The sequence below is a fragment of the Streptomyces sp. NPDC007157 genome (assembly GCF_040634235.1).
Taxonomy (GTDB): Bacteria; Actinomycetota; Actinomycetes; order Streptomycetales; family Streptomycetaceae; genus Streptomyces.
In genome coordinates, this window is sequence record NZ_JBEYFE010000019.1 from 85194 (window position 1) to 108473 (window position 23280).

A 23280-nucleotide genomic window follows, 5' to 3' on the forward strand; every position below is an offset into this window, starting at 1 on the left:
CGCTCGCCCCTCTCGATACCGGAGCTCCACCATACCGCCGAAGCTGAGCGAGCGCTTAGTGTGCCCGCTCAGAGCTTGTCCCGCCGCTCAGAGCTTCTCGAAGGGGTCGTGTTCGGCGAGCAGCTTCTCCAGCCGCGCCTGGTCGACGCGGCTGACGATCTGCCCGGCCTCCTGGCGGTCGCGGATGACCTTCGCGAGCGTGAAGGCAGAGGTCACGAGGTAGAGGACGGCGATGCCCAGGAAGGCGCGCACCCAGGCATCGGCGTGCAGCTGGAAGATCCCGATGGCGGTGGCCGTGATGGCGACGGCGAAGGAGGCGACGGCCTGGCCGTAGTAGGCGGCCGTGTTCTGCTGTCTGACCGGTGTGTCATTCATGGTTCGATCATCGGCGGACGTGGCCCGCGCCACATCCGTCGGGATACTCAGGGACCTACTCAGAACGCCGAAACACCCGTCAGCGCCCGCCCGATGAGCAGTTTCTGGATCTGGCTGGTGCCCTCGTAGAGGGTCATCACCCGGGCGTCACGCAGGAGTTTGCCGACCGGGTACTCGTCGATGTAGCCGTAGCCGCCGAAGACCTGGAGGGCGTTGTTGGCGGCGCGCACGGCGGCCTCGGAGGCGAAGAGCTTGGCCTTGGAGGACTCGGTGGCGAACGGCAGGCCGCGGTCGACCAGATCGGCGACCCGCCAGGTCAGCAGCCGGGCCGCGTCCACGTCGACGGCGATGTCGCTGATGAGCTCCTGGACCAGCTGGTGGCCGGCGATCGGCGTGCCGAACTGTTCGCGCTCCCCCGCGTACCGCACGGCCGCGTCCAGTGCGGCCTGGGCTATGCCGACGCAGCCGGCGGCGACCGACATCCGCCCCTTGGCCAGCGCCGACATGGCGACCGAGAAGCCCTTGCCCTCGGGTCCGAGCATCGCGGCGGCGGGGACGCGGACGTCCTCCAGGACGAGCTCCGCGGTGGCCTGGCCACGCAGGCCGAGCTTGCCGTGGACGGCACGGCGGGTCAGGCCGGGGGTGTCGGCCGGCACCAGGAAGGCGGAGACGCCCTGGTGGCCGGGCGCGTCGGTGGAGCGCGCGAAGAGGAGCACCACGTCGGCCCAGGTGCCGTTGGTGATGAACATCTTGGAGCCGTTGACCACGTAGTCGTCGCCGTCGCGAACGGCGCGGGTGGTGAGGTTGCCCGCGTCGGAGCCGGTGCCGGGTTCGGTGAGGCCGAAGCAGCCGACGTACGAGCCGGAGGTCAGCCCCGGCAGCCAGCGCCGCTTCTGCTCCTCGCTCCCCCAGGCGGCGACGGTCTTGGCGACGAGGCCCAGGGAGACCGACACGATTCCGCGCACGGAGGAGTCGCCGCGGCCGAGTTCCTCGGTGACCAGGCAGTACGACAGGTGGTCGCCGCCCGATCCGCCGTACTCCTCGTCCACGGTCAGACCGAGGAAGCCGACCTCGCCGAGCTTCTTCACGATCCCCCGGTCCACCTCCTCGGCACGGTCCCAGGCGATCACGTGCGGGGCGATCTCGCGCTCGACGAAGTCCCGGGCGAGCTGCCGTACGGCGGCCTGCTCCTCGCTGAGTCCCAGGTTCACCATGCGATCACCCCACATTTAAATTAGCACTGCTAGTTTCTTGGTGCAGCCCTACTATGTGCGCCATGGCCCGACCGCGCAAGCCCCTCCTCAGCACCGACCGAATCGTCCGGGTGGCACGGGAACTCGTGGACGCGGAGGGTCTGGCGGCCGTATCCACCCGCCGGCTCGCGGCCGAGCTGGGGGTGAGCGGTCCCTCGCTCTACAACCACTTCCGCACCAAGGACGAGATCCTGGAAGCGGTCGCGGACTCGGTGAGCGCGCAGGTCGACCTGTCGATGTTCGAGGGCGGCGACGGGCGGGACTGGCGGACCGCGCTGCACGACTGGGCCCTGTCGTACCGGACCGCGCTCCGCGACCACCCGAACATCGTCCCGGTCCTGGCCCGCGGCCCCGGCCGCCGCCCCGCCGGACTACGGCTCGCGGACGCGGTCTACGGCGCGATGGTCGACGCGGGGTGGCCGCCGGCGCAGGCGACGTCGATCGGGGCACTGATGCGGTACTTCGTCATGGGGTCGGCGCTGGGGTCGTTCGCCGGGGGCTTCGTGGACGACGCGAGCGCCTACGACCCGGCCGACTATCCGCATCTCGGCCAGGCGCATCTGCTGGCGGACCAGCAGGAGAAGATCGACGAGCGGGCGTTCGAGACGGGGTTGCGGGCGTTGCTGGACGGGCTGGCCCAACAGTTCGCGGCCGCAAAAGAGCGGGCATAGAGGCTGCGGGACGTCCGGCGACCGCCCGCGGCCACGACGTGCCCCCGTCAGGGGCGCGGGGAACCGCGCGACCAGCCGCCCACCCAGCCGTCCGAAATCCGCCAGCCCCGCCCCGCCCCTCCTCTCTACCCTCGGTCCCATGACGCATCCCGCACCTCGCCCCCTTCCCGCCCTCCCCGCCCTCGCCGCCGTCGTCACCGTCGTGCTGTGGGCCTCCGCCTTCGTGGCCATCCGGAGTGCGGGGGACTCCTACTCCCCCGGTGCCCTCGCCCTCGGCCGGCTGTTCTCCGGGTCCCTCGCGCTCGGGCTGCTCTGTCTCGTACGGCGCGAAGGGCTGCCGCCCCGGTCCGCCTGGCGGGGCATCGGGATATCCGGCGTGCTGTGGTTCGGCTTCTACATGGTCGCCCTGAACTGGGGCGAGCAGCAGGTGGACGCGGGGACGGCCGCCCTCGTGGTGAACGTCGGCCCCTTGCTGATCGCCCTGCTCGGGGCCCGGCTGCTCGGTGATCCGATGCCGCCCCGGCTGCTCGCGGGGATGGCGGTGTCGTTCGCGGGTGCGGTGACCGTGGGGCTGTCGATGGCCGGTGGAGGCGGTTCCTCGGTGCTCGGTGTGGTGCTGTGCCTGCTCGCGGCCGTCGCCTACGCGGCCGGTGTGGTCTCCCAGAAGCCCGCCCTGGCCCGGGCGAGCGCGCTCCAGGTGACGACGTACGGGTGTCTCGTCGGCACCGTGGCCTGTCTGCCGTTCGCCGGGCAGCTGGTGCACCAGGTCGCCGACGCGCCGCTGTCCGCGACCCTCGACATGGTGTATCTCGGGGTCTTCCCGACCGCGCTCGCCTTCACGACCTGGGCGTACGCCCTCGCCCGGACCACCGCGAGCCGCATGGGCGCGACGACGTACGCGGTGCCGGCACTGGTCGTGCTGATGTCCTGGCTGGCCCTCGGCGAGGTGCCCGGGCCGGTCACCCTGGTGGGCGGGGTGCTGTGCCTGGCCGGCGTGGCGGTGTCCCGGTCGCGGGCGCGGACGCGGGCTCCCCGTACCGTGCCGGCGGCCGGGGAACCGCACTCCGAACAGGTGCCGTGACGCTCGCACCGGCGTCAGAAGACGACCAGCGCCCGGCCACCCTTGCCCGCCAGCATGTTCTCGAACGCCGCCGGGATGCCCTCCAGCGCGATCCGTTCCGTCACCAGCGCGCCCAGGTCCAGACGGCCGGCCCGGACGTGCTCGGCGAGCACCGGCAGGTCGTGGGCCGGGTCCGAGTTGCCGTAGACGCAGCCGGAGAGGGTGCGGCCCCAGTGGAAGAGCTCCAGGGCGTTGAAGGTGACCTGCTCGCTCTTGCCGCCGATGCCGACCACCGTCGTACGACCGCCCCGGCGGGTGGACTCCCAGGCCGCGCGGATGCTGACCGCGCGGCCGGCGCACTCCACGGAGACGTCGACGCCCTGTCTGCCGGTGAGGGCACGGATCGCCCGGGGTGTGGTGTCGGAGGCGACCAGGTAGTCGGTGGCGCCGGCGGCCCGGGCCAGCTCCTCCTTCGCCGCGGAGACGTCCACCGCGACGATCCGGGACGCACCCGCGATCCGGGCCGCCTGCACCGCGGCCAGGCCCACCCCGCCGACGCCGAACACCGCGACGCTCTCGCCCTCCCGGACCCGCGCGGAGTTGTGGACGGCGCCGTAGCCCGTGAGCACCGCGCAGCCGAGGAGGGCCGCGTCGGTGAGCGGGATGCCGGCCGGGAGCGGCAGGACGCAGGACTCGGCGACCACCGTCTCCTCGGCGAACGCGGCCACGTTCAGGCCGGGGTGCAGGTCGGTGCCGTCCGCCGTACGGGCGTAGACGTCGGCTGCGCCGGCCAGCGCGTCGGCGCACAGCCAGACCTCGCCGAGGGAGCAGGCATGACACCTTCCGCAGGAGGGCGCCCAGTTGAGGACGACCGGGTCACCGGGTGACAGCCGGGTGACGCCCTCCCCCACGGCGACCACGGTGCCCGCGCCCTCGTGGCCGAGGACCGCCGGGACCGGCACCCGCATGGTGCCGTCCGACAGGGAGAGGTCGGAGTGACAGACCCCGGCCGCGGCGAGGCGGATCCGGACCTGGCCGGGGCCGGGGTCCGGGAGGTCGATCTCGGTGACCGTGAGCGGGGCGCCCACGGCGGGCAGTACGGCGGCTCGGACCTTGGCGGCCATCGGAGCAACCTCCTTAGAACTGGAGGGACTTGGTCTGGAGGTACTCGGCGAGGCCGTGCGCGCCGAGTTCCCGGCCGACGCCCGACTGCTTGTAACCGCCGAACGGTGCGAGGGGGTTGAAGCGGCCGCCGTTGATGTCGACCTGACCGGTCTCCATGCGCCGGGCGAAGGCCACCGCCTCCGCCTCGTCCCCGGCCCAGACGGCGCCCGCGAGTCCGTAGACCGTGCCGTTGGCGATCCGGAGCGCGTCCTCCTCGTCCACGTACCGCAGGATCGACAGCACCGGGCCGAAGATCTCCTCCTGGGCGACGGTCATCTCCGGGGTGACGTCGGCGAACACGGTCGGGCTGACGAAGTAGCCCTGCTCGCGCGGGGATTCGGGCCCGCCGGCGACCAGCCGGGCGCCCTCCGCGATGCCCTTCTCGATGTAACCGCGCACCCGTGCCTGCTGCCTGGCGCTGACGACCGGCCCGATCCGGTCCCCGTACTTGGCGGCAGCGGCGGCCGCCAGCTCCACCGCCTGCGCGTACTGGTCGGTGTGCACCAGCATCCGCGTCCAGGCGCTGCACGTCTGGCCTGAGTTGGCCATCACGTTGGCCACCCCGACGTTGACGGCCTTGGCGAGATCGGCACTCGGCAGGATGACGTTCGCGGACTTGCCGCCGAGTTCGAGGGCCACCTTCTTCACGGCCGCGCCGGCCACCGCGCCGATCCGCTTGCCGACGGCCGTGGAGCCGGTGAAGGAGACCAGGTCGACCCCCGGGTGCTCGACGAGGGCCTGCCCGGCGACCGGGCCGAGGCCGGTGACCAGGTTGAACACACCGGCCGGGAAGCCCGCCTCGGCCACCGTCTCCGCGAACAGCTGGGCGGTGAGCGGGGTGTCCTCGGCGGGTTTGAGTACGACCGTGCAGCCGGCGGCGAGCGCCGGGGCGACCTTGGCGACGATCTGGTGCAGGGGGTAGTTCCAGGGCGTGATCGCGCCGACCACACCGACCGGCTCCTGGTGGACGGTCGAGTTGCCGACCTTCTCCTCGAAGAGATGGGTCGCGGCCAGTTCGGCGTACGAGCCGGCGACCGCGATCGGCAGGCCCGCGTGCACGGCCTGCGAGAACTGCGGCGGCGAGCCCAGCTCGGCGGTGACCGTCTCGGCGATCTCGTCCTGGCGGGCCGCCAGGGCGTCACGGAGCGCGCGGAGCCGGGCGGCCCGCTCGGCGGGCGGGGTGGCGGCCCAGGCGTGGAGGGCGGCACGGGCGGCGCGTACGGCGGTGTCGACGTCCAGCGCACCGCCCGCCGGGACCCGGCCGATGACCTGCTCGTCGACCGGGTTCACGACCTCGATCACGTCCTGGCTCTCGGCGGCGCGCCAGGCGCCGTCGATGTACAGGCCGTCGTGTGCCTTCATGCTGCTTCCTCCCGGCGGGGCTGGGTCTCCGGCTCACAAACTAGCGGCGATAGTTTTTTGGCGCCAGGGATCGGCGGCGGAGACACGTGCGGGGCAGGATCATCAGAAGTCGACCTGGGCGCGTTCGTCCACCCGCCCCACGCTCTCCTGGGCGAAGGCCTTCTCGTAGGCCCGCCGGATCTCCTCGATCTTCCGGTCGCCGCGCTTCGCCGCCGACTCCGGATACAGCAGGGTCAGCTCGTACGACCGCTCCTTCTCGATCGCGCCGTGCGCGTCCCGCCACTGCCCGCGCCCGCTCTGCACGGTCAGCCCGTCGGGGAAGTCCGGGGTGACCTCCTTGTCGACGAAGGCCGTGAACTGCCGGTCGGTGACGGCCGGGCCACCGTCCGGCCGGGCGGTGCCGAACAAGAGCCGGGTCTCGACATAGGCCTTTCCGCGCACCGGCACGGCCGTGGGCCGGTCGTCGGCCAACGCGGTGTACGCGGCAGGGGTGCCGGCCAGCAGAACTCCGGCCAGCGCAAGGGCCGACCGGTTACGGAGCGAATGAGTACGCATGCCCCCTTCTTAGGGGTTTGTTCCTGCCAAGTCCCGGATTCCCGCCGGGATTCACCCGTCCAGGTCGAACGGCAGCGCCCCCTCGGGGGCGCGGCGAACTGCGCGACCGGCCACGACGGCGCGGCGGCCCGCATGCGACCGACGGGCCGCAGCGGCCGGGCGGTGCGGGCGACCGCCCGCACCCCCGGTCACCGCGTCGCGGTCAGGTGGGCGAAGACCACCACGTTGCTGGTGTAGCCCGTCCTCCGGCTGAAGAGGCCACCGCAGGTGATGACGCGGAGTTCGGGACGCCGGGTTTTGCCGTACACCTCTTCGCTCGGGAAACCGGCCTTGTCATAGACCTTCACCCGGTCCACGGTGTAGACGGCGGTACGGCCGTCCGCGCGCCTGGCCTCGATCCGTTTACCGGGCTTCACCTGGGCGAGCGCCGCGAAGACGGCGGGCCCCGTCCTGGTGTCGCGGTGGCCGACGGCGACCGCGAGGCCGGACTCACCCGGCGTGGCGCCGCCCTGGAACCAGCCGATCAGCTTCGGGTCGTCGACCGGCGGTGTCTCCAACTGCCGTTCCCGGTCGAGCCGGACCCCGATGACCGGCGCGTCGACGCCCAGGAACGGGATGCGCATCGACGTCGGCCGGGACCGGGGCAGCGGGCGGGGCGGGGGCCCGTCGGACCCGTCCCGGCCCGCGCCCGGGCCGGCCGCCGCCAGGGCGTCCGACCCGTCCGGCCCGTCGGACCCCCAGCACCGGACCACGGTCACCAGGATGATCGCCAGCAGGGCCGTTCTGGCGAGGCGGTAGGCGCGGGTCCGGTACCAGGGCCTGCGTCTGCGCCTACGCGGCGCCATGGGGCCGACGGCGGATCAGCCGGACGTACACCACGCCACTGGCCGCGACCAGGCCCACGGCCGTGGCCGCGGCCACGGGCGAGAACGCGGCCGCCGTGTCGGCGAGGCCGCCGCCACCCGCGTGCACACCGCCCTGCGGGCCGCCGTGGTCGTCACCCTGCGTCCAGGCCGTGTCGCCACGCTGGGAGTCCTCGATCTGCCCGTTGGGGCCGTTGGGACCACCCTGACCACCCTGACCGCCCTGACCGCCCTGGCCGTGCTCGCCGTTCTGGCCATTCTGGCCGTTCTGGCCACCGGGGCCGTTGGGGCCGTTCTGACCGTCCTGGCCCTGCGCCCCGTCCTGCTTGCCGTCATGGCAGTTGAGCCGGAAGACCTTCTCCTTCAGCGCGCCGGCCACCGTCCATGAGAGCTTGTACTGCCCGTCCGCCAGCCCCAGCGGGTCGGTGTGGCCGGCGCCTCCGGCGAGCTGGATGGTGCCGGCGACGGTGGCGGCGGTGGGCAGCGGGGGCTGCGGCGTGATGGTGTAGGCGATGCCGGGGAGGACGTCGAAGTTGACGGCGTCGAGATAGAACCTGCAGACCACCGGGTCTTCCTTGGAGACCCCGTAGGGCACGCCCACCCGGTGGATCCTGATGTCGCCGTTCTCCCCTACGGCCGCCGCGATCGGCGCCGCCACCCACGACGCGCCCGCCGCGGCGAGGGCGGTGAGGACGACGGTGGCGCCCGCACGGGGACCGGCGGCGCGTGGCAGTGTGAGCGTGGGCATGCAAGCTCCTCCGAGTTAGACGATTTTCATACAAATCGGCCTTTCGTCTGGACTGTCACCCATGCACTCCACGGCCCGTGGCATCGACATTCGACGCGCCGTCAGATATCGCTCGTGCGGCGCAACGCCGGGCCCCTGCGCCGCGGACGCCGCACCGGACCGCCGCCCCCGGATGGCCCCGCCGCCCCCGGCGAGCGCACCGCCACCCCCGCCGAGACCAGCAACAACGCGCCCAGCATCACGAACGGCGCGGCCACTCCGGCCACCCCCGCCACCAGCCCCGCCCCGGCCGGCGCGGCCACCTGGCCCAGGCGGTTGCCGGTCAGCCGCAGGGCGAGCGCCGTGGACCGGGCACCCTCGGGCGCGGCCTGGACGACCGTCGTCATCGACAGCGGCTGCCCGACGCCCAGGCAGAAGCCGAGCGCGGCGAGCATCAGGGCCAGGACCCACACCGGCACCGGCAGCGCGATCCCCGCGCACAGCACGGCCGCCAGGAAGCACGTCACGGTCAGCAGGCGCGGCCGGCCGAGCAGGCGCAGCAACGGCGTCAGGACCAGACGGCACGCGATCGTCGCCCCCGCCCGGACACTGAGCAGGACGCCGATCACCGCCGGTGCGATGCCCCGGTGCTCGCCGACCACCGGGAGGTACGCGGTGAGGATGTCGGTCGCGGACAGGACCGACAGGCTGATCAGCATGCCCGCCGGGACGCCCCGGGCGCGCAGGATGCCGCCCACCGGGACGCGCCCGCCCGGCTCGGGACGGGACGTCACCGCCGTACGGTCCTCGATGCGCCACAGCGAACTGAACGCGACCGCGGCCCCCGCACCCGCCACGACGAGGGCGAGTGCGCTGCTGCCCGCCATGTCGGGGCCGCCGATCAGCGCACCCGCGGCGACCGGGCCGATCAGCTGGCCCAGCGACGCGCCGATGGTGAAGTGGCCGAAGTTGCGGTCCTGTTCGTGCGGGGCCGACTGGCGGGCCACCAGCGACTGCGCGCCGATCACGAAGCAGAGATGGCCTAGGCCCATCACCCCGCTCCACAGGGCCATCGCCCAGAGGGAGTTCGCGAGGCCGCTGAGCGCGCATCCGCCGGCTATCAGCACCACGCCGACCGGCAGCAGGGGTGCGCAACGGCCGTGGTCGGTGCGGCGGCCGAGCGGTACGGCGGCGAATAGCGGGAGCAGGGCGTAGACACCGGCGATGACACCGACGGCCCGTTCGTCGGCGCCGAGCGCGAGCGCCCGGTAGGAGACGGCGGGCCGGGCCATCGACACCGCGCCCTGCGCGAAGCCGAAGGCGATGACGAGGCGGAGCAGCCAGCCGCGGTTCCTGCCGGGCGCCATGGTGAAGTCCTCCGTGGGGTGGGTCAGATGATGCCGAACAGAATTCCTGCCCCGAGCACCACGAGTGAGGTGAGCGCGGCCCACTTGACGACGAAGCGGGTGTGGTCGCCGAACTCGACCTTGGCCATCCCGACCAGGACGTAGACGGCGGGCACCAGGGGGCTCGACATGTGCAACGGCTGGCCGATGATCGAGGCGCGGGCGATCTCCACCGAGGAGACTCCGTGCGCCTGCCCGGCCTCGGCGAGCACCGGGAGGATGCCGAAGTAGAAGCCGTCGTTCGACATGAAGTACGTGAGCGGGATGCTGAGTACGCCGGTGACGAGGGCCAGGTGCGGTCCCATGCCGTCGGGGATGTTGTCGACGAGCCAGGTGGCCATGTGGTCGACCATGCCGGTGCCCTGGAGGACGCCGGTGAAGACGGCGGCGGCGAAGACCATGCCGGAGACGTTGAGGACGTTCTCGGCGTGGGCGGCGAGACGGGCCTTCTGGGCGGGCATGTGCGGGAAGTTGACGGTCAGCGCGAGTGCGGCGCCGAGCAGGAACAGCACCGGGATCGGCAGCCACTCCATGATCATGGAGGTGAGCAGGGCGACCGTGAGCAGCGCGTTGAACCAGTACAGCCTGGGGCGCAGGGTCTCGCGGTGCGGGTCGAGGCCCTGGAAGCCGTCGTCCTCGGCCGGCCGGTCCGCCTCGGTGCCGGAGCCGGTTCCCGTGCCGCCGCCGCGCACCGCGGACTCGCCCGAGCCGGCGCCCGCGCCGACCAGTACGGTCTCCGTTTCCCTCTCCTTCTCCTCGACCAGCGCCTCGTCCAGCGTCAGCACACCGAGCCGCTTGCGCTCGCGGCGGCCGAGGACGTAGGCGAGGGCGATCACGAAGACCAGCCCGACGGCGAGCGCCGGGATCATCGGCACGAAGATGTCGCTGGCGTCCAGTTTCAGCGCGGTCGCCGCACGGGCCGTCGGTCCGCCCCAGGGCAGCGTGTTCATCACGCCGTTGGCCATCGCGGCCACCCCGGTCATCACGACCAGGCTCATCTTCAGGCGCTTGTACAGCGGGTACATGGCCGAGACGGTGATCATGAAGGTGGTGGAGCCGTCGCCGTCGAGGGAGACGATGGCGGCGAGCAGGGCCGTACCGACGACGATCCGCAGCGGGTCGGCCTTGCAGAACCTCAGAATCCCCTTGACGATCGGGTCGAAGAGGCCGACGTCGATCATCACGCCGAAGTAGACGATCGCGAACATGAGCATCGCCGCCGTGGGCGCGAGGCTGGTGACGCCGTCGATGACGTAGTCGCCGAGCTTGGCCCCCTTGCCGACGAACACGCAGAACAGCGCGGGGATCAGCACGAGCGCCGCGATCGGCGACATCTTCTTCAACATGATCAGGACCAAAAAGGTCGCGATCATGGTGAAGCCGAGGATGGTCAGCATGAGTGGAACACCTAACGTTCGCCCTTGAACTCCCACCAGGGCCGGCGGTGCGATGACGTTAGGTCGCGTCAAACGTCGTTAACAAGACGTTGACACGCGAGCAATAAGCGCAAAACTCCAGGTCACGAGGGTGTGACCTCAGTCCAGCACCCGCGCCAGATAGGCCCGCAGCAGTTCCCGGGTCTCCGTGATGATCGTCTCGTCGCCCTCCGGGTCCATCCGGAAGGACAGGTGGACCAGGGTGTCGGCGGTCTCCACGGCCACCAGGAACGTGCGGCGCAGGTCCTCGTCCGGGGCGCGGCCGATGTAGTCGGAGAGCAGGTCGGTGAGGCGGTCGGCGACCCTGCGGTTGGGTTCGGCGTGGCGGGCGCCGACCGGGATCTGGTTGCCGAAGTCGACGAGCGAGAAGCCGGGGGCGGTGCGCTTCATGGCCAGGTACTCGTCCAGCACCGCGTCCATCGCCGCCCGCCAGTCGCCCTTCGGCGCGTCCTTCAGCCGCTCGGCGACCCGCTCGGTGTAGCGCTCCAGGTTGCGCTGGGCGAGGGCGTCGACCATCTGCCGCTTGTTGCCGAAGAAGCGGTAGACCGAGCCGATGGGCACCTCGGCGCGCACCGCGACGGCCCGGGTGCTCAGCTCCTCGTAGCCCACCTCGTCGAGGAGGTCGGCGCAGGCGTCGAGAATCCTGGTCAGCCGTTCCGCACTGCGGCGCTGGACGGGAGCTTTGCGTAGCGAGGGCGCTGGGGGCACGGGCTTCATGATGCCTTTCCGCAGGGATCAGGTGAACCTCGCCCCCCAGTACGGAGACGGATGGCCCATGCACTCATCCGGGTGTGCCGCCGTCGCCGCTCACGGCACCCGTGCGCGTGCCGTCGGTGTCGCCTTCGCCGTCTCCGCACCCGACGCCGTGACGTCCGCCGTGCTCTCGACCGGTTTGCCGTGTACGGCCCACACCGTGCCGTCGTCCGCGTAGAGCCGGGCGGTGATGTGGTGGGTGCCGTGCGGGACGAGCTCGGCGGGGAGGTGGTACGCGGGGGTGCGCAGCCGGGTGACCAGGCCGCCGTCCACGAAGAGGTAGGCGAGGCCGCGCCCGGCGACCGCGCGGGCCGCGGTGCCGGCCCGGGAGAAGTGGAAGCGGTGCACGTCGAGCCGTACGTCCCAGCCGCCCGCGGTGTCGGGCGTGACCACCGTGCCCACCTCGGGCGCCTGCTTCTTGTCGATCTCCCGGTAGTGGCGTCCGCCCTCGTCCGTGTCGTCCAGGATCTTGCCCACCGGTGAGGGCGACCCCGTCTCCCGTTGCTCGTGCGCCTCCCCGGTCCCGCAACCCGCCGCCGCGACCAGCAGCAGCACGCAGACCGCGAGCGCGCCCGGTAGTCCACGCGTCCACGACATGCCCGGGAGCGTAGAACAGCGCGCCGGAGACCGGATCCCCCTGAAGTCGGGTTCTCGCCGTCCCTCGCAGGGATGATCCCGGCCCTCTTGCACCTGCCCCGACTCAATCCTACGGTGATACATAGGAATCAGGTACGCACCGGCCCAGGGAGCGATCATGAGCGATGGGGGCACCTCCCGCGCGAGCGTGTTCGAGCGTGAGGGAGCGCGGAAGACCGCGGAGGGACTGACGTATCTCTCGGGGTTCGGCAACGAGCACTCCTCGGAGGCGGTGCCGGGCGCCCTGCCCGAGGGCCGCAACTCCCCGCAGCGCGCTCCCCTCGGCCTGTACGCGGAGCAGCTCAGCGGTACGGCCTTCACCGAGCCGCGGGCCAGCAACCGCCGCTCCTGGCTGTACCGGATCCGCCCCTCGGCCGCCCACCCGGCGTTCACCCGGGCCGCCGGCGACGGGGCGCTGCGCACCGGCCCCTTCACGGACGTCACCCCGGACCCGAACCGGCTGCGCTGGAACCCGCTGCCGGAGCCGGCGCCCGGTACGGACTTCCTCGCGGGCCTGTGGACCCTCGGCGGCAACGGCGACGCGACCCAGCGCACCGGCATGGCCGTGCACCTCTACCACGCCAACTCCTCGATGGAGCGGGTCTTCTCGAACGCGGACGGCGAACTGCTGATCGTCCCGGAGCGCGGCGGGCTGCTGCTGCGCACGGAGTTCGGCCTGCTGCATATGGAGCCGGGACATGTGGCGCTGATCCCCCGTGGGGTCCGCTTCCGTGTGGAACTGCTGGAGGCCACGGCCCGGGGCTATGTGTGCGAGAACTACGGCTCGCCCTTCCGTCTCCCCGACCTGGGCCCGATCGGTGCCAACGGCCTCGCCAACGCCCGTGACTTCCAGGCCCCCGTCGCCGCCTACGAGGACGTGGAGGGTCCGGTGGAGGTGGTCAACAAGTTCTGCGGCCACCTGTGGACCGCCACATATGACCACTCCCCCCTGGACGTGGTCGCCTGGCACGGCACACATGTGCCCTACCTCTACGATCTCCACCGTTTCAATGTGATCGGCAGCATCTCGTACGACCACCCCGACCCGTCGATCTTCACGGTGCTGACGTCCCCGTCGGACACTCCCGGCCTGGCGGGCGTCGACTTCGTGGTCTTCGCCCCGCGCTGGCTGGTCGGCGAGAACACCTTCCGGCCGCCGTACTTCCACCGGAACGTGATGAGCGAGTACATGGGCCTGGTCGAGGGCGCCTACGACGCGAAGGCGGAGGGCTTCGTGCCGGGCGGCGGCTCCCTGCACAACATGATGTCGGCGCACGGCCCGGACCGGGAGACGTTCGACCGGGCGAGCGCGGCCGAGCTGCGCCCGCAGAAGATCGACGACGGCCTGGCCTTCATGTTCGAGACCCGCTGGCCGGTGACGCTCACCCCGCAGGCGGCGACCGCCGAGCACCTGCAACAGCGCTACGACGACGTGTGGCAGGGCATGGAACGTCACTTCCGGCCCTTGCACTGAAGATCCCCTACCGGTACGGATGGCCCGTGACCTCCTTCGCCCCGGACTCGATCGTCCTGAACCGCAAGCTGCCGCTCTGGTACCAGGTGTCACAGTCGCTGCGCGCCTCGATACTCGGCCGCTCGCCCCGGGACCCGCTCCGGCTGCCCACCGAGGAACAGCTGGCGGAGCACTACGGCGTGAGCGTGCTGACCATGCGGCAGGCGCTGAAAGAACTGGAGGACGAGGGCCTGATCAGCCGGCACCGCCGCCGGGGCACCTTCATCGAACCGGACGCCCGGCGGGGCACCCCGGTACGGCTCCTCGGCTCGGTGGACGCGATCGTGGCCCAGCAGTCCGGTATGACGGCCGAGCTGCTGGACCACGGCACCGCGCCCGTGACGGGCGAACTCGCCGACTACTTCCCGGATCTCGACGAGGTGGCGACGTACCACCGGCTGCGCAGCGACGAACAGACGGGTGAGCCGACCAACCACGCCCGCAACCACGTCCGCCCCGAACTGGCCGAACGCATCGACCCGGAGGACCTGGCCCGACAGCCCATGACCAAGGTGCTCCGCGACGTGGTCGGCGCGGACATCAGCCGTATCACGGACACGGTCGAGGCCCGGCTGGCCGACCCGGAGACGGCCCGGCTGCTCCAGGTCCCCCTCCTCAGCCCGATCCTGCACTACACGGGGGTCACCTACGACACCGCCGGCCGGGTCCTGGACCTGGCGGTCATCCACTACCGGGGCGACCGTTTCTCCTTCACGGTCACCCTCGACGCCACCTGAACTCGTCGTACGATGCCGGGCGTGACGCACGACGACGCTCCGCTGCTGGCGGACCTCATGCCGTGGTCCGTCGCACCACTACGGCTCGGCCGGGGGTGGCCGACGGCCCCCGATCCGTCGACCCTGAAGGCCCGCTGGGACGCCCTCCTCAAGGCCGAGGGCCCCGATCGCGAGGCCCTGTTCGAACCGACGCGCGCCCGTACGGTCCGTTCGGCCGTGCCCCAGCTGCCGGGGCAGCCGACCGGCACGGGGCGGCTGGCGCAGGCCTCGGGCCCGTGCGCGGATCCGGTCCGCGTGCTGTCAGCTCCGTTCGACGAACAGTGGCTCGTCCCGGACCACCGCCTCATCGACGCGGCCCGACCGGAGTTGTGGCGGGTGGCGGACGACCACCAGATCTTCGCGGTGGAGTCGGCGGAGGGCATGCCGTTGCTGGCGACCTCCCTGCTGCCCACGCTTCGCGCGGGCCGCGTCCGCCCGCTGTACCGCCGCCCGGGCGGCGCGGAACCGAACCTGGCACCGGGCCTGCTGGAGCACCTCGCCGACCGCCTGGGCAGCGCTCCCGCCCCGCCGGACGTCCTGGCCTGGGCCCTGGCGACGATCCGCCCGGACCACACGGTCCCGCTCACCGGGGATCCCGACCTCTGGTCCCGGGGCGTGCGGTTGGGCCACCGGGCCCTATGGCTGCTGCGCCGCGACGGCGAACGCCCGAAGCTCCCGGGCGGCCGCCGCCCCTACGTCCGCGCCCCGCTCCCCTCCCGCCCGCTCACCGTCCGCTACGACCCGGAGGAGGAGACCCTGCACATCGACGAGGGCCGCGTCTCACCGGTACCGCCGGAGGCGTGGGAGTTCGCGATGGGTGACGTGAGGATCCTGGAGGCATGGTTCGCGGCACGGACGACCCCGGCGGAACCGGGGACTCTGGCGGCGATCGTTCCGCAGGCCTGGCCCCAGTCATGGACGTCGGATCTGCTGGAGCTGATCACGGTCCTGACCTTGCTGGCCGAGGTACGCGTCGGACAGGCCGAGTTGGAGATCGGGGCACCGATCACGGCGACGGACCTGACGGCAGCGGGCGTACTCCCACCGCCGGAGACCTCCCGCAGACCGGCGTCGATCCTGGAACACACGGAAGAAGGCCCGGCGGGTCAACTGACGCTGCTGTGACCAGCCTTCGCGGGGGGGGCGGGCCGACTTCGACGTGCGGCTACCGCCGCGCGGGCGCGACCAGCCGGCGCGCGGGCACGCCCAACCACCGCGTGGGCGCGACCAGCCGGCGCGTGGGCACGCCCAACCGCGCCAACCCGCGGACTACGACGACGCGAACCCGTCCAGAACCCTCTCCAGCGCCCGCCGGAAAACCCCCTCCAGATCGATCGGCCCCGCGTCCTCCGCGAACGCCGCGGCCATCCGCGGATACGCCCCCGAGGCGATCTGTCCCCCCAGATAGGCGATCCGCACCGCGTTCTCCTGCTCCTCCGACCACGGCAGACTCCGAGCCCGCTCGGCCGTGTCGAGTTCGTTCCGCACATAGGTGGTCACCACGCCGTTCACCATGGCGATCAGCTCCAGCTTCGTCCCGTACGGAGCGTCCAGCGGATCCAGGCAGGCCAGACAGTGCTCCAGGTACCGCAGCGCATGGGGGCTGAACCCATAGACCGGTGACATGAGACGTGGCATCCAGGGATGCCGATACATCAACTCCCGTGTCTGCCCGGCGACCCGCACCATGTCGGCCCGCCAGTCCCCCGTCGGCTCCCACACCTCGTGCTCCGCGCTGACCGCGTCAACCATCAGCTCGTACAAGTCCTCCTTGCGGGGGACGTAGTTGTACAGGGACATCGTCCCGCACCCCACCGCGGCCGCCACATGCCGCATCGACACGGCGTCCAGCCCCTCCGCGTCGGCGATCCGCACCGCGGCCGCCGCGATGTCGGCGCGCGTGAACGCGGGCCTCGGCCCCCGCCCCGCCCGTTCGGGGCGGGCCCAGATCACCTCGGGTTCGGCCCCTCGGACTGACATCGGTCATCACCTCGCCCACCATGCTAGTTACGTACGCCGTACGTAGTGCGCTATGGTCGACCCATGACTACTACGTACGCTGTACTTAGTGAAGGTCTGGAGAAGCGCTTCGGCGCTGTGCATGCGCTGCGCGGCCTCGACCTGGCCGTCCGGCGGGGTTCGGTCTGCGGACTGCTCGGGCCGAACGGGGCGGGGAAGACGACGGCCGTACGGCTGTTGACCACACTCCTGCGGCCGGACGCGGGCTCCGCCCGCGTCGCGGGGCACGACGTCGTCCGGGAGGCGGCTGCCGTGCGCCGCGGCATCGGCGTCACGGGCCAGTACGCCTCGGTCGACGGCGACCTCACCGGCCGCGAGAACCTGCGTCTGTTCGCCCGGCTGCACCGGGTGCGGGGGCCGAACGAACGGGCGGCCGAGCTGCTCGACCGCCTGGGCCTCGCCGAGGCCGCCGACCGCAAGGCCGCCGGCTACTCGGGCGGTATGCGCCGACGCCTCGACCTGGCCGCGAGCCTGGTCCGCCGACCCGAAGTGCTGTTCCTCGACGAGCCCACCACCGGCCTCGACCCGGTGAGCAGGAACGGCATCTGGGACGCGGTGCGGGAGCTGGCGGCCGACGGTACGACCGTGCTGCTGACCACGCAGTACCTGGAGGAGGCCGACCGACTCGCCGACGACATCGTGCTGATGGACGGGGGCCGGGTGGCGCAGACCGGCACACCGGCCGGGCTCAAGGCGCTCGTCGGCTGGTACGCGGAGGCGGTCGTCGCCGATCCGGACGCACTGCCGAGGGCCGCCGCCGTCCTCGACCACCTCACCAAGACCGAGCCGCAGTTCGACCACGACCGGCACACCGTCGGCGCCCTCACCACCGACCCGACGCTCACCCTCCCCCGCCTGGTGCGCGAACTCGACGCGGCGGGCGTGCCGTTGCTCGACGCGAGCCTCAGGCCGCCGACCCTGGACGACGTCTTCCTCCGACTGACGGGAAGTCCCGTATGAGCGCGCTCGCGTACGACGGTGCGGCGATGGTGGGCCGGCAGCTGCGCCGGGTCCGCAACAGCCCGGGCCTCGCGGTCCTCACCCAGATGATGCCCGTCAACATGCTGCTGTTCTTCGGCTATGTCTTCGGCAGCGCGCTGGCGATGCCGGGTCCGGAGTACCGCTCCTTCCTCGTCCCGGGGCTGCTGGTGGCGACCGCGGCCGGCGGGGTGATGACCGGGATGTTCCAGGCCGCCCAGGACACCCACCGGGGGGTGACGGACCGTTTCCGGACCATGCCGGTGAGCCGTGCCGCGGTACCTCTGGGGCAGGCCGTGGCCGATCTCGTCGTCACCACGGCGGGTACCGTGCCGCTGCTCCTGGTGGGCCTTGCTGTGGGCTGGCGCGTCGAGGGATCGGCGGTCGCGGCCGTCGGCGCGGTGGGCCTGCTGCTCCTGTTCCGGTTCGCCTGCACGACCGTCGGCATCTTCCTCGGTCTGCTCAGCCGCAGTGAGGAGGCCGCGGGTCAGCTCGGCGCGGCGTCCTTCGTCCTGCCGCTGCTCTCCAACGCCTACATCCCCACCGGCAACCTCCCCGGCTGGCTGCGCACGGCGGCCGAGTGGAATCCGATCAGCGCGGTGACGACGGCCCTGCGCGACCTCTTCGGCAACGCGCCCGTCCCCGTGGGCGCCGCCTGGCCGGTGGCCCACCCGGTCGCGGGCTCGCTCGCCTGGAGCGCGCTCCTGATCGCCGTCTTCCTGCCGGCGGCGGTACGCCGGTACGACCGCGGCTGACACAACCGGCAGCGGCGGCAGGACCGGCGCCGCCGACCGCCCCGGCGGCGGTGGCGCGGCCGACGGCCCCGGTGGCGGTGGCGGTGGCGCGGCCGACGGCCCCGGCCATGACGGCACTGCTGACAGAACCGCCGGTCGCGGGACATGATCCAGCCCATGGACCGTCTCCCGCTGCCCCTGGAGGGCATCACCGTCGTCGCCGTCGAACAGGCCGTGGCCGCGCCCTTCGCCACCCGGCAGCTCGCCGATCTGGGGGCCAGGGTCGTCAAGGTCGAGCGGATCGACGGCGGCGACTTCGCGCGCGGCTACGACACCGCCGCCCACGGGCTGGCCTCGCACTTCGTGTGGTGCAACCGGGGCAAGGAGTCCATCGCGCTGGATCTGAAGGACCCGCGCGGACTGGACGTCGTGCGACGACTCGTCGCGGACGCGGACGTCTTCGTGCAGAACCTCGCGCAGGGGGCCGCCGCCCGGCTCGGCCTCGACGCGGCCACGCTGTGCGCCGCGCACCCCCGCCTGGTCGCCGTGGACGTGTCCGGATACGGCGCGTCAGGACCGTACGCCGGCAAACGCGCGTACGACATGCTCGTGCAGTGCGAGGCGGGGCTGGTGTCGGTCACCGGGACGCCGGAGCAGCCGGTGAAGGCCGGGATCCCGGCGGCGGACATCGCGGCGGGCATGTACGCCTTCTCGGGCGTCCTCGCGGCGCTGGTCCGGCGCGGGACGACCGGCCGGGGCGGGCCGGTGGAGGTGTCCATGCTGGACGCGCTCGCCGAGTGGATGGGGCATCCGCTGCATCACACCCTGCACGGCGGGACCCCGCCGGAGCGCACCGGCCTGGCGCACGCGGTGATCGCGCCGTACGACGCCTACCCGACCGGGGACGGCGGGCGGGTGCTGCTGTCGGTGCAGAACGACCGGGAGTGGCGGCGACTTGCCGAACAGGTGATCGGGCGGCCGGAGTTGGGTTCGGACCCGGCGTTCGCGACGAACGCCGCACGGGTGGCGAACCGGACCCGGACCGACGAGCTGGTCGCGACGGCCCTCGGATCGGTCGGCGCCGACGAGGCCGTGGCACGCCTCGAAGCCGCGGGCATCGCGTGCGCGCGGCTGCGGGACCTGTACGAGCTGGCGGAGCATCCGCAGCTGGCGGCCCGGGAACGGTGGCGGGAGGTGGGGTCGCCGGTCGGGCCGCTGCGTGCGCTGCTGCCGCCCATCACGCTGCCCGGTGGGGACGAGGCACGGATGGGAGACGTGCCCGCGCTCGGACAGCACACCGAGGCGCTGCTGCGTTCCGTGGGGATGACGGACGCCGAGACAGCAGCGCTGCGCCGGGACGGTGTGGCTGCCTGAGCGCGAGCCTGACGGTCAGTTCTTGTCGCTGCCGCCGAACAGCGAACGGCGCAGTCGACGCAGTGGCGCGAAGAGGGAGACGCGGCTGACCCGCGCGCCCCGGTCGCTGCGCTGCGCGGGTTCACGCGCGGTCAGCTCACGCATCAGCGACGTCGCCTCGACCGCCTGCTGCTGCGGTATGGCGGGACCCGCCAGCACCGACAGATGGCGGTCGAGGCGCGAACTGGTGGCGCCGCTCCCGCAGGTGATCGCAGGAACCCTCGCCCTGCTGCGTGTTATCTGATCCATGTCACTCCCCACCCGTACGAGTCCACCCGGCCCGGGCAGGGTAACCCTATCGCCCCGATGGGGCACTCGTGTATCGCGGTCACAGGATTCACCTTCCCCGCAAGGCTGTTGACGACCCCTCTTCGACTACTCTCCGAATCCGACCGATTTCAGGGCGAGTTGGACAACCGGCTGGCTGGTGGGCTGCGCCGAGCCGCCGGCGGGCTCGACGGTTACGGCGAGTGACGTGGCGGACTTGTCGAGTCCGGTGGCGATCAAGGGCGTGTCGGCCTTGAAAAGCCCGAGGGAGCGCGGTTGCACATGGGGGCGCATCAGCCAGAGCTGGTGTACGCGCCCCTTCGGCAGAGCACCGTATCCGCTGAGCGTGACGACGGCCTGCCCCTGCGACGCGGAGACCACCGCGCCGATACTTCGGCCCTGGGCGTCCTTGCCGCTCGTCGCACGGGCGTCGGTCGCGGCCAGAACGTGGGCGATGTCACGCGACTGGGCCCGCTCCGCGTCCAGTTGGTCCTGGGTCCGGCCGGCCTGCACCGCGAAGAGGGAGGCGACGACCAGCGCGGCGGCCGCGGTGGCGGTGGCGAACGGCACGAACAGGGAGCGCTGCCGCCTGCGCGGCGGCGGGGGCTGCCCGCCCCAGACATGCGGCGGCAGGTTGGGGACGTGCTCACGGGCGGGGGTCGGAGCCTGCGGGGTGGCGCGTACGGCGGCCAGCACCCGGTCGCGCATCGCGAGGGGCGGTGAGGCGGCCGTGGACCAGGCCAGCCGTACCGCGTCCTCGGTCAGCGCCCGGACCTCGGCGGCGCACCGGTCGCAGTCCTTGAGGTGCTTCTCGAAGCGGCGCCGTTCGCCGGGCTCCAGGGCGTCCAGGGCGTAGGGCGCCGCCAGCGAGTGCAGGTCCTCGCGGTGCAACAGGCGGCCGACCAGGCTCATGCGACACCTCCCAGGCAGTCGCGCAGCCGGGTGAGTCCGTCGCGCATCCGTGTCTTGACCGTGCCCAGCGGCAGTTTGAGCCGCTCGGCCACCTCACGGTACGTGTAGCCGTCGTAGTAGGCGAGGGTGACCGACTGGCGCTGGAGGGCGGTGAGCCGGTCCAGGCAGCGGCGTACCCATTCGCGCTCCAGACCGGCCTCCACCTCCTCGGCGACCTGGTCGAAGGCCGGTTCGCCCGCGCGCAGGGCCTCGCGCTGTTCGCGTTCGCCGGCCGCGCGGGCGCTGCGCACCCGGTCGACGGCACGGCGATGGGCGAGGGTGAGGATCCAGGAGAGGGCACTGCCCCGGCCCGGGTCGAACTTGGGTGCGGAGCGCCAGAGTTCGAGGAGCACCTCCTGGGCCACCTCCTCGGACTGGGCGGGGTCGCGGACCACACGCCGTACGAGCCCGAACACCGGACCGGACACCAGTCCGTAGAGGTCCTCGAACGCCTTCTGGTCGCCGGCCGCGACGAGCACCAGCAGTTCGTCCGCCTCCACCCCGTTCCCCCTTCTGTGGCCGCACCCGGCCCGTCCTCCCACACCAGGCGTTCGCAACTGACGCACCTCCGGCAGAAGTACGTATGCGGGAGGCAAAAACGCGGGTCGAGCAGGAAGAAAAGATTTTTTTCTTCGGACCAATCCAAACGGCCCTCCTGCTCCGTATACCCGTCCGTCAAGCAAGTTGGGACCGAGGGACGGACGGCATGACACCTCTAATCTCCAGGAGTGGCGCGGGTCGCAAGGGCCTTGTCTCGCTCATCTGTGGGGCACTGGCCACCGGCGGGATCACAGCCGCCAGCGTCGCCGCGCTGGAACCGGGAGCGGCCTCCGCCTCCTCCCACCGGGAAGCCCCGCTCATCTCGGGCACCCCCCAGTACGACAACACCGACCTGTACGCGTTCGTCAGCCCGGACAAGTCCGACACGACGACGATCGTGTCGGACTACATCCCCTTCGAGGAACCGGCCGGCGGCCCGAACTTCTACCAGTTCGCCGACGACGCCCAGTACGACATCCACATCGACAACAACGGTGACGCGAAGGACGACCTGATCTTCCGTTACACCTTCCGCACCCAGATCAAGAACAAGAAGACGTTCCTCTACAACACGGGTGTGGTCGACAACCTGACCGACCCCGACCTGAACGTCACGCAGGCGTACAACCTCGACCTGATCAAGTTCAAGAACGGCAAGCAGCAGCACACGACGAGGATCGCCAGCGACATCCCGGCGGCCCCGTCGGACGTCGGCAAGGCGTCGATGCCGGACTACGGGAAGCTGCGCTCCCAGGCCATCTACAAGACGGTCAACGGCGGCGCGACCTTCGCCGGGCAGGCGGACGACCCGTTCTTCGCCGACCTGCGCGTCTTCGACCTGCTGTACGGCGGCAACCTCAGCGAGGTCGGCCGGGACACCCTCAAGGGCTACAACGTCAACACGATCGCCCTCCAGGTGCCGAACTCCCTGATCCGGCAGTCGGCGTCGCGTCCGACCGTCGGCATCTACGCGACGACCCAGCGCAGGAACGCGCAGGGCTACTACGCGCAGGTCTCGCGCCTCGGCAACCCGCTGGTCAACGAGGTCGTCAACCCGCAGAAGGACAAGGACAAGTTCAACGCGTCCCAGCCCAAGGACGACGCGCAGTTCCTGAAGAACGTGACCAATCCGGAACTGCCGAAGCTCATCCAGGCGATCTACAACATCAAGGCGCCGTCCGAGCCCCGCAACGACCTCGTCGACGTGTTCCTCAAGGGCGTCAAGGGCCTCAACCAGGAGCAGCCGTACGCGACGCCTTCGGAGATGCTCCGCCTGAACACGTCCATCAAGCCCACCGCGAAGCCCAAGCGGCTCGGTGTCCTGGACGGTGACAACGCGGGCTTCCCGAACGGGCGCCGGCTCACCGACGACGTGATCGACGAGGCACTGCAGGTCGTCGAGGGCGAACTGGTCGGTTCCAAGAACGACCTGGGCGACGCGGTCGACAAGAACGACAAGGGCTTCGAGAAGTACTTCCCGTACGTGGCCGAGCCGACGTCCGGTTCACGCGGAGCGCTCGCCAAGGCTGCCGGAAGCAGCACGAAGAGCGCCCTGGGCGACGCCCTGACCAGCTCCGACAGCAGCAACACGACGCTGATCGCCGGGTCCGCGGCCGCGGGTGCGGCAGGCGTGCTGCTGATCGGCACCGCGTTCGGCTGGTGGCGCCGTCGGATGCAGCGGCCCTACTGAGCGCCGTCGCGATTCAGGTAGTGGGGTGACTGCCGGCCCGGTAGTGGCTGGTCGCGCAGTTCCCCGCGCCCCTTACGGGGCGCTGAATGCAACCCATTGACTGGCGCGGCCCGCTCCCCACTCAATCCCCCACGGCAG

At 71.7% G+C, this 23280-nt stretch carries 24 protein-coding genes; 9 read left to right on the top strand and 15 right to left on the bottom strand.

Annotated features, from left to right (window positions below):
• Window positions 1-87: 87 nt before the first annotated feature.
• On the bottom strand, window positions 88-375 hold the full coding sequence (locus ABZ642_RS30395) for a YiaA/YiaB family inner membrane protein (protein WP_360489640.1): 288 nt from the start codon (window positions 373-375) through the stop codon (window positions 88-90).
• Window positions 376-434: 59 nt separating this feature from the next.
• Window positions 435-1586, bottom strand: a complete 1152-nt coding sequence (locus tag ABZ642_RS30400; RefSeq protein ID WP_360489773.1) for an acyl-CoA dehydrogenase family protein — start codon at window positions 1584-1586, stop codon at window positions 435-437.
• A gap of 65 nt (window positions 1587-1651) precedes the next feature.
• Here ABZ642_RS30400 and ABZ642_RS30405 point away from each other — a divergent pair, with 65 nt between their 5' ends.
• Both ABZ642_RS30405 and ABZ642_RS30410 read left to right on the top strand, forming a co-directional pair.
• Complete coding sequence (locus ABZ642_RS30405) at window positions 1652-2299, top strand: TetR/AcrR family transcriptional regulator (RefSeq protein WP_360489641.1); 648 nt, start codon at window positions 1652-1654, stop codon at window positions 2297-2299.
• 139 nt (window positions 2300-2438) lie between these two features.
• Window positions 2439-3380 (top strand): DMT family transporter, encoded by a 942-nt coding sequence (locus tag ABZ642_RS30410; RefSeq protein ID WP_360489642.1) that lies wholly within the window; start codon window positions 2439-2441, stop codon window positions 3378-3380.
• Between the two features lie 14 nt (window positions 3381-3394).
• Here ABZ642_RS30410 and ABZ642_RS30415 read toward each other — a convergent pair whose 3' ends face one another.
• From ABZ642_RS30415 to ABZ642_RS30455, 9 genes are all read right to left on the bottom strand, one after another.
• Window positions 3395-4483, bottom strand: coding sequence for a Zn-dependent alcohol dehydrogenase (locus ABZ642_RS30415; protein WP_360489643.1), 1089 nt, complete (start codon window positions 4481-4483; stop codon window positions 3395-3397).
• A 13-nt stretch (window positions 4484-4496) separates the two neighbouring features.
• Window positions 4497-5885, bottom strand: coding sequence for an aldehyde dehydrogenase family protein (locus ABZ642_RS30420; RefSeq protein ID WP_360489644.1), 1389 nt, complete (start codon window positions 5883-5885; stop codon window positions 4497-4499).
• 102 nt (window positions 5886-5987) lie between these two features.
• Window positions 5988-6440, bottom strand: a complete 453-nt coding sequence (locus ABZ642_RS30425) for a DUF3574 domain-containing protein (RefSeq protein ID WP_360489645.1) — start codon at window positions 6438-6440, stop codon at window positions 5988-5990.
• Window positions 6441-6628: 188 nt separating this feature from the next.
• Window positions 6629-7285, bottom strand: coding sequence for a class F sortase (locus tag ABZ642_RS30430; protein WP_360489646.1), 657 nt, complete (start codon window positions 7283-7285; stop codon window positions 6629-6631).
• Window positions 7272-8051 carry a hypothetical protein gene (locus tag ABZ642_RS30435; protein ID WP_360489647.1) on the bottom strand — a complete coding sequence of 260 codons (780 nt, stop codon included), beginning with the start codon at window positions 8049-8051 and terminating at the stop codon, window positions 7272-7274. The genes ABZ642_RS30430 and ABZ642_RS30435 overlap by 14 nt, the downstream gene beginning before the upstream one ends.
• A gap of 101 nt (window positions 8052-8152) precedes the next feature.
• On the bottom strand, window positions 8153-9397 hold the full coding sequence (locus ABZ642_RS30440; RefSeq protein ID WP_360489648.1) for an MFS transporter: 1245 nt from the start codon (window positions 9395-9397) through the stop codon (window positions 8153-8155).
• Between the two features lie 23 nt (window positions 9398-9420).
• Entirely contained in the window at window positions 9421-10833 is a 1413-nt protein-coding gene (locus ABZ642_RS30445) for a CitMHS family transporter (RefSeq protein ID WP_360489649.1), read from the bottom strand.
• A gap of 138 nt (window positions 10834-10971) precedes the next feature.
• Window positions 10972-11589, bottom strand: coding sequence for a TetR/AcrR family transcriptional regulator (locus ABZ642_RS30450; protein WP_360489650.1), 618 nt, complete (start codon window positions 11587-11589; stop codon window positions 10972-10974).
• Window positions 11590-11679: 90 nt separating this feature from the next.
• Complete coding sequence (locus tag ABZ642_RS30455; RefSeq protein ID WP_360489651.1) at window positions 11680-12222, bottom strand: hypothetical protein; 543 nt, start codon at window positions 12220-12222, stop codon at window positions 11680-11682.
• A gap of 157 nt (window positions 12223-12379) precedes the next feature.
• Here ABZ642_RS30455 and hmgA point away from each other — a divergent pair, with 157 nt between their 5' ends.
• Genes hmgA through ABZ642_RS30470 form a run of 3 tightly spaced genes read left to right on the top strand, consistent with a single transcriptional unit; the run spans window position 12380 to window position 15675 of the window.
• Window positions 12380-13735: a homogentisate 1,2-dioxygenase gene (gene hmgA / locus ABZ642_RS30460; protein ID WP_360489652.1), complete on the top strand. Its 1356-nt coding sequence runs from the start codon at window positions 12380-12382 to the stop codon at window positions 13733-13735.
• 26 nt (window positions 13736-13761) lie between these two features.
• On the top strand, window positions 13762-14511 hold the full coding sequence (locus ABZ642_RS30465) for a GntR family transcriptional regulator (RefSeq protein WP_360489653.1): 750 nt from the start codon (window positions 13762-13764) through the stop codon (window positions 14509-14511).
• A 12-nt stretch (window positions 14512-14523) separates the two neighbouring features.
• Window positions 14524-15675: a type ISP restriction/modification enzyme gene (locus ABZ642_RS30470; RefSeq protein ID WP_360489654.1), complete on the top strand. Its 1152-nt coding sequence runs from the start codon at window positions 14524-14526 to the stop codon at window positions 15673-15675.
• A 144-nt stretch (window positions 15676-15819) separates the two neighbouring features.
• On the opposite strand, the gene ABZ642_RS30475 is transcribed toward ABZ642_RS30470, so the two are convergent.
• Complete coding sequence (locus ABZ642_RS30475; RefSeq protein ID WP_360489655.1) at window positions 15820-16530, bottom strand: TetR/AcrR family transcriptional regulator; 711 nt, start codon at window positions 16528-16530, stop codon at window positions 15820-15822.
• A gap of 63 nt (window positions 16531-16593) precedes the next feature.
• Here ABZ642_RS30475 and ABZ642_RS30480 point away from each other — a divergent pair, with 63 nt between their 5' ends.
• The 3 genes from ABZ642_RS30480 to ABZ642_RS30490 all read left to right on the top strand — a co-directional run bounded on the left by ABZ642_RS30480 (window position 16594) and on the right by ABZ642_RS30490 (window position 19655).
• The gene (locus tag ABZ642_RS30480) at window positions 16594-17529 is read left to right on the top strand and encodes an ATP-binding cassette domain-containing protein (protein WP_360489656.1); all 936 of its coding nucleotides are present in this window, start codon (window positions 16594-16596) and stop codon (window positions 17527-17529) included.
• Window positions 17526-18302: an ABC transporter permease gene (locus ABZ642_RS30485; RefSeq protein WP_360489657.1), complete on the top strand. Its 777-nt coding sequence runs from the start codon at window positions 17526-17528 to the stop codon at window positions 18300-18302. The genes ABZ642_RS30480 and ABZ642_RS30485 overlap by 4 nt, the downstream gene beginning before the upstream one ends.
• A gap of 156 nt (window positions 18303-18458) precedes the next feature.
• Window positions 18459-19655: a CaiB/BaiF CoA-transferase family protein gene (locus ABZ642_RS30490; RefSeq protein WP_360489658.1), complete on the top strand. Its 1197-nt coding sequence runs from the start codon at window positions 18459-18461 to the stop codon at window positions 19653-19655.
• Window positions 19656-19670: 15 nt separating this feature from the next.
• Here the strand turns inward: ABZ642_RS30490 and ABZ642_RS30495 are convergent, their stop codons facing one another.
• From ABZ642_RS30495 to ABZ642_RS30505, 3 genes are all read right to left on the bottom strand, one after another.
• Window positions 19671-19943 (bottom strand): hypothetical protein, encoded by a 273-nt coding sequence (locus ABZ642_RS30495; protein ID WP_360489659.1) that lies wholly within the window; start codon window positions 19941-19943, stop codon window positions 19671-19673.
• 126 nt (window positions 19944-20069) lie between these two features.
• Window positions 20070-20873 carry an anti-sigma factor gene (locus tag ABZ642_RS30500; protein WP_360489660.1) on the bottom strand — a complete coding sequence of 268 codons (804 nt, stop codon included), beginning with the start codon at window positions 20871-20873 and terminating at the stop codon, window positions 20070-20072.
• A complete protein-coding gene (locus tag ABZ642_RS30505) occupies window positions 20870-21412 on the bottom strand; it encodes a sigma-70 family RNA polymerase sigma factor (protein WP_360489661.1) in 543 nt (180 codons plus the stop codon). Before ABZ642_RS30505 ends, ABZ642_RS30500 begins: the two co-directional genes overlap by 4 nt.
• Window positions 21413-21618: 206 nt before the next feature.
• Between ABZ642_RS30505 and ABZ642_RS30510 the strand changes: the two genes are divergently transcribed.
• Window positions 21619-23142, top strand: a complete 1524-nt coding sequence (locus ABZ642_RS30510; RefSeq protein WP_360489662.1) for a DUF4331 domain-containing protein — start codon at window positions 21619-21621, stop codon at window positions 23140-23142.
• Window positions 23143-23280 lie beyond the last annotated feature (138 nt).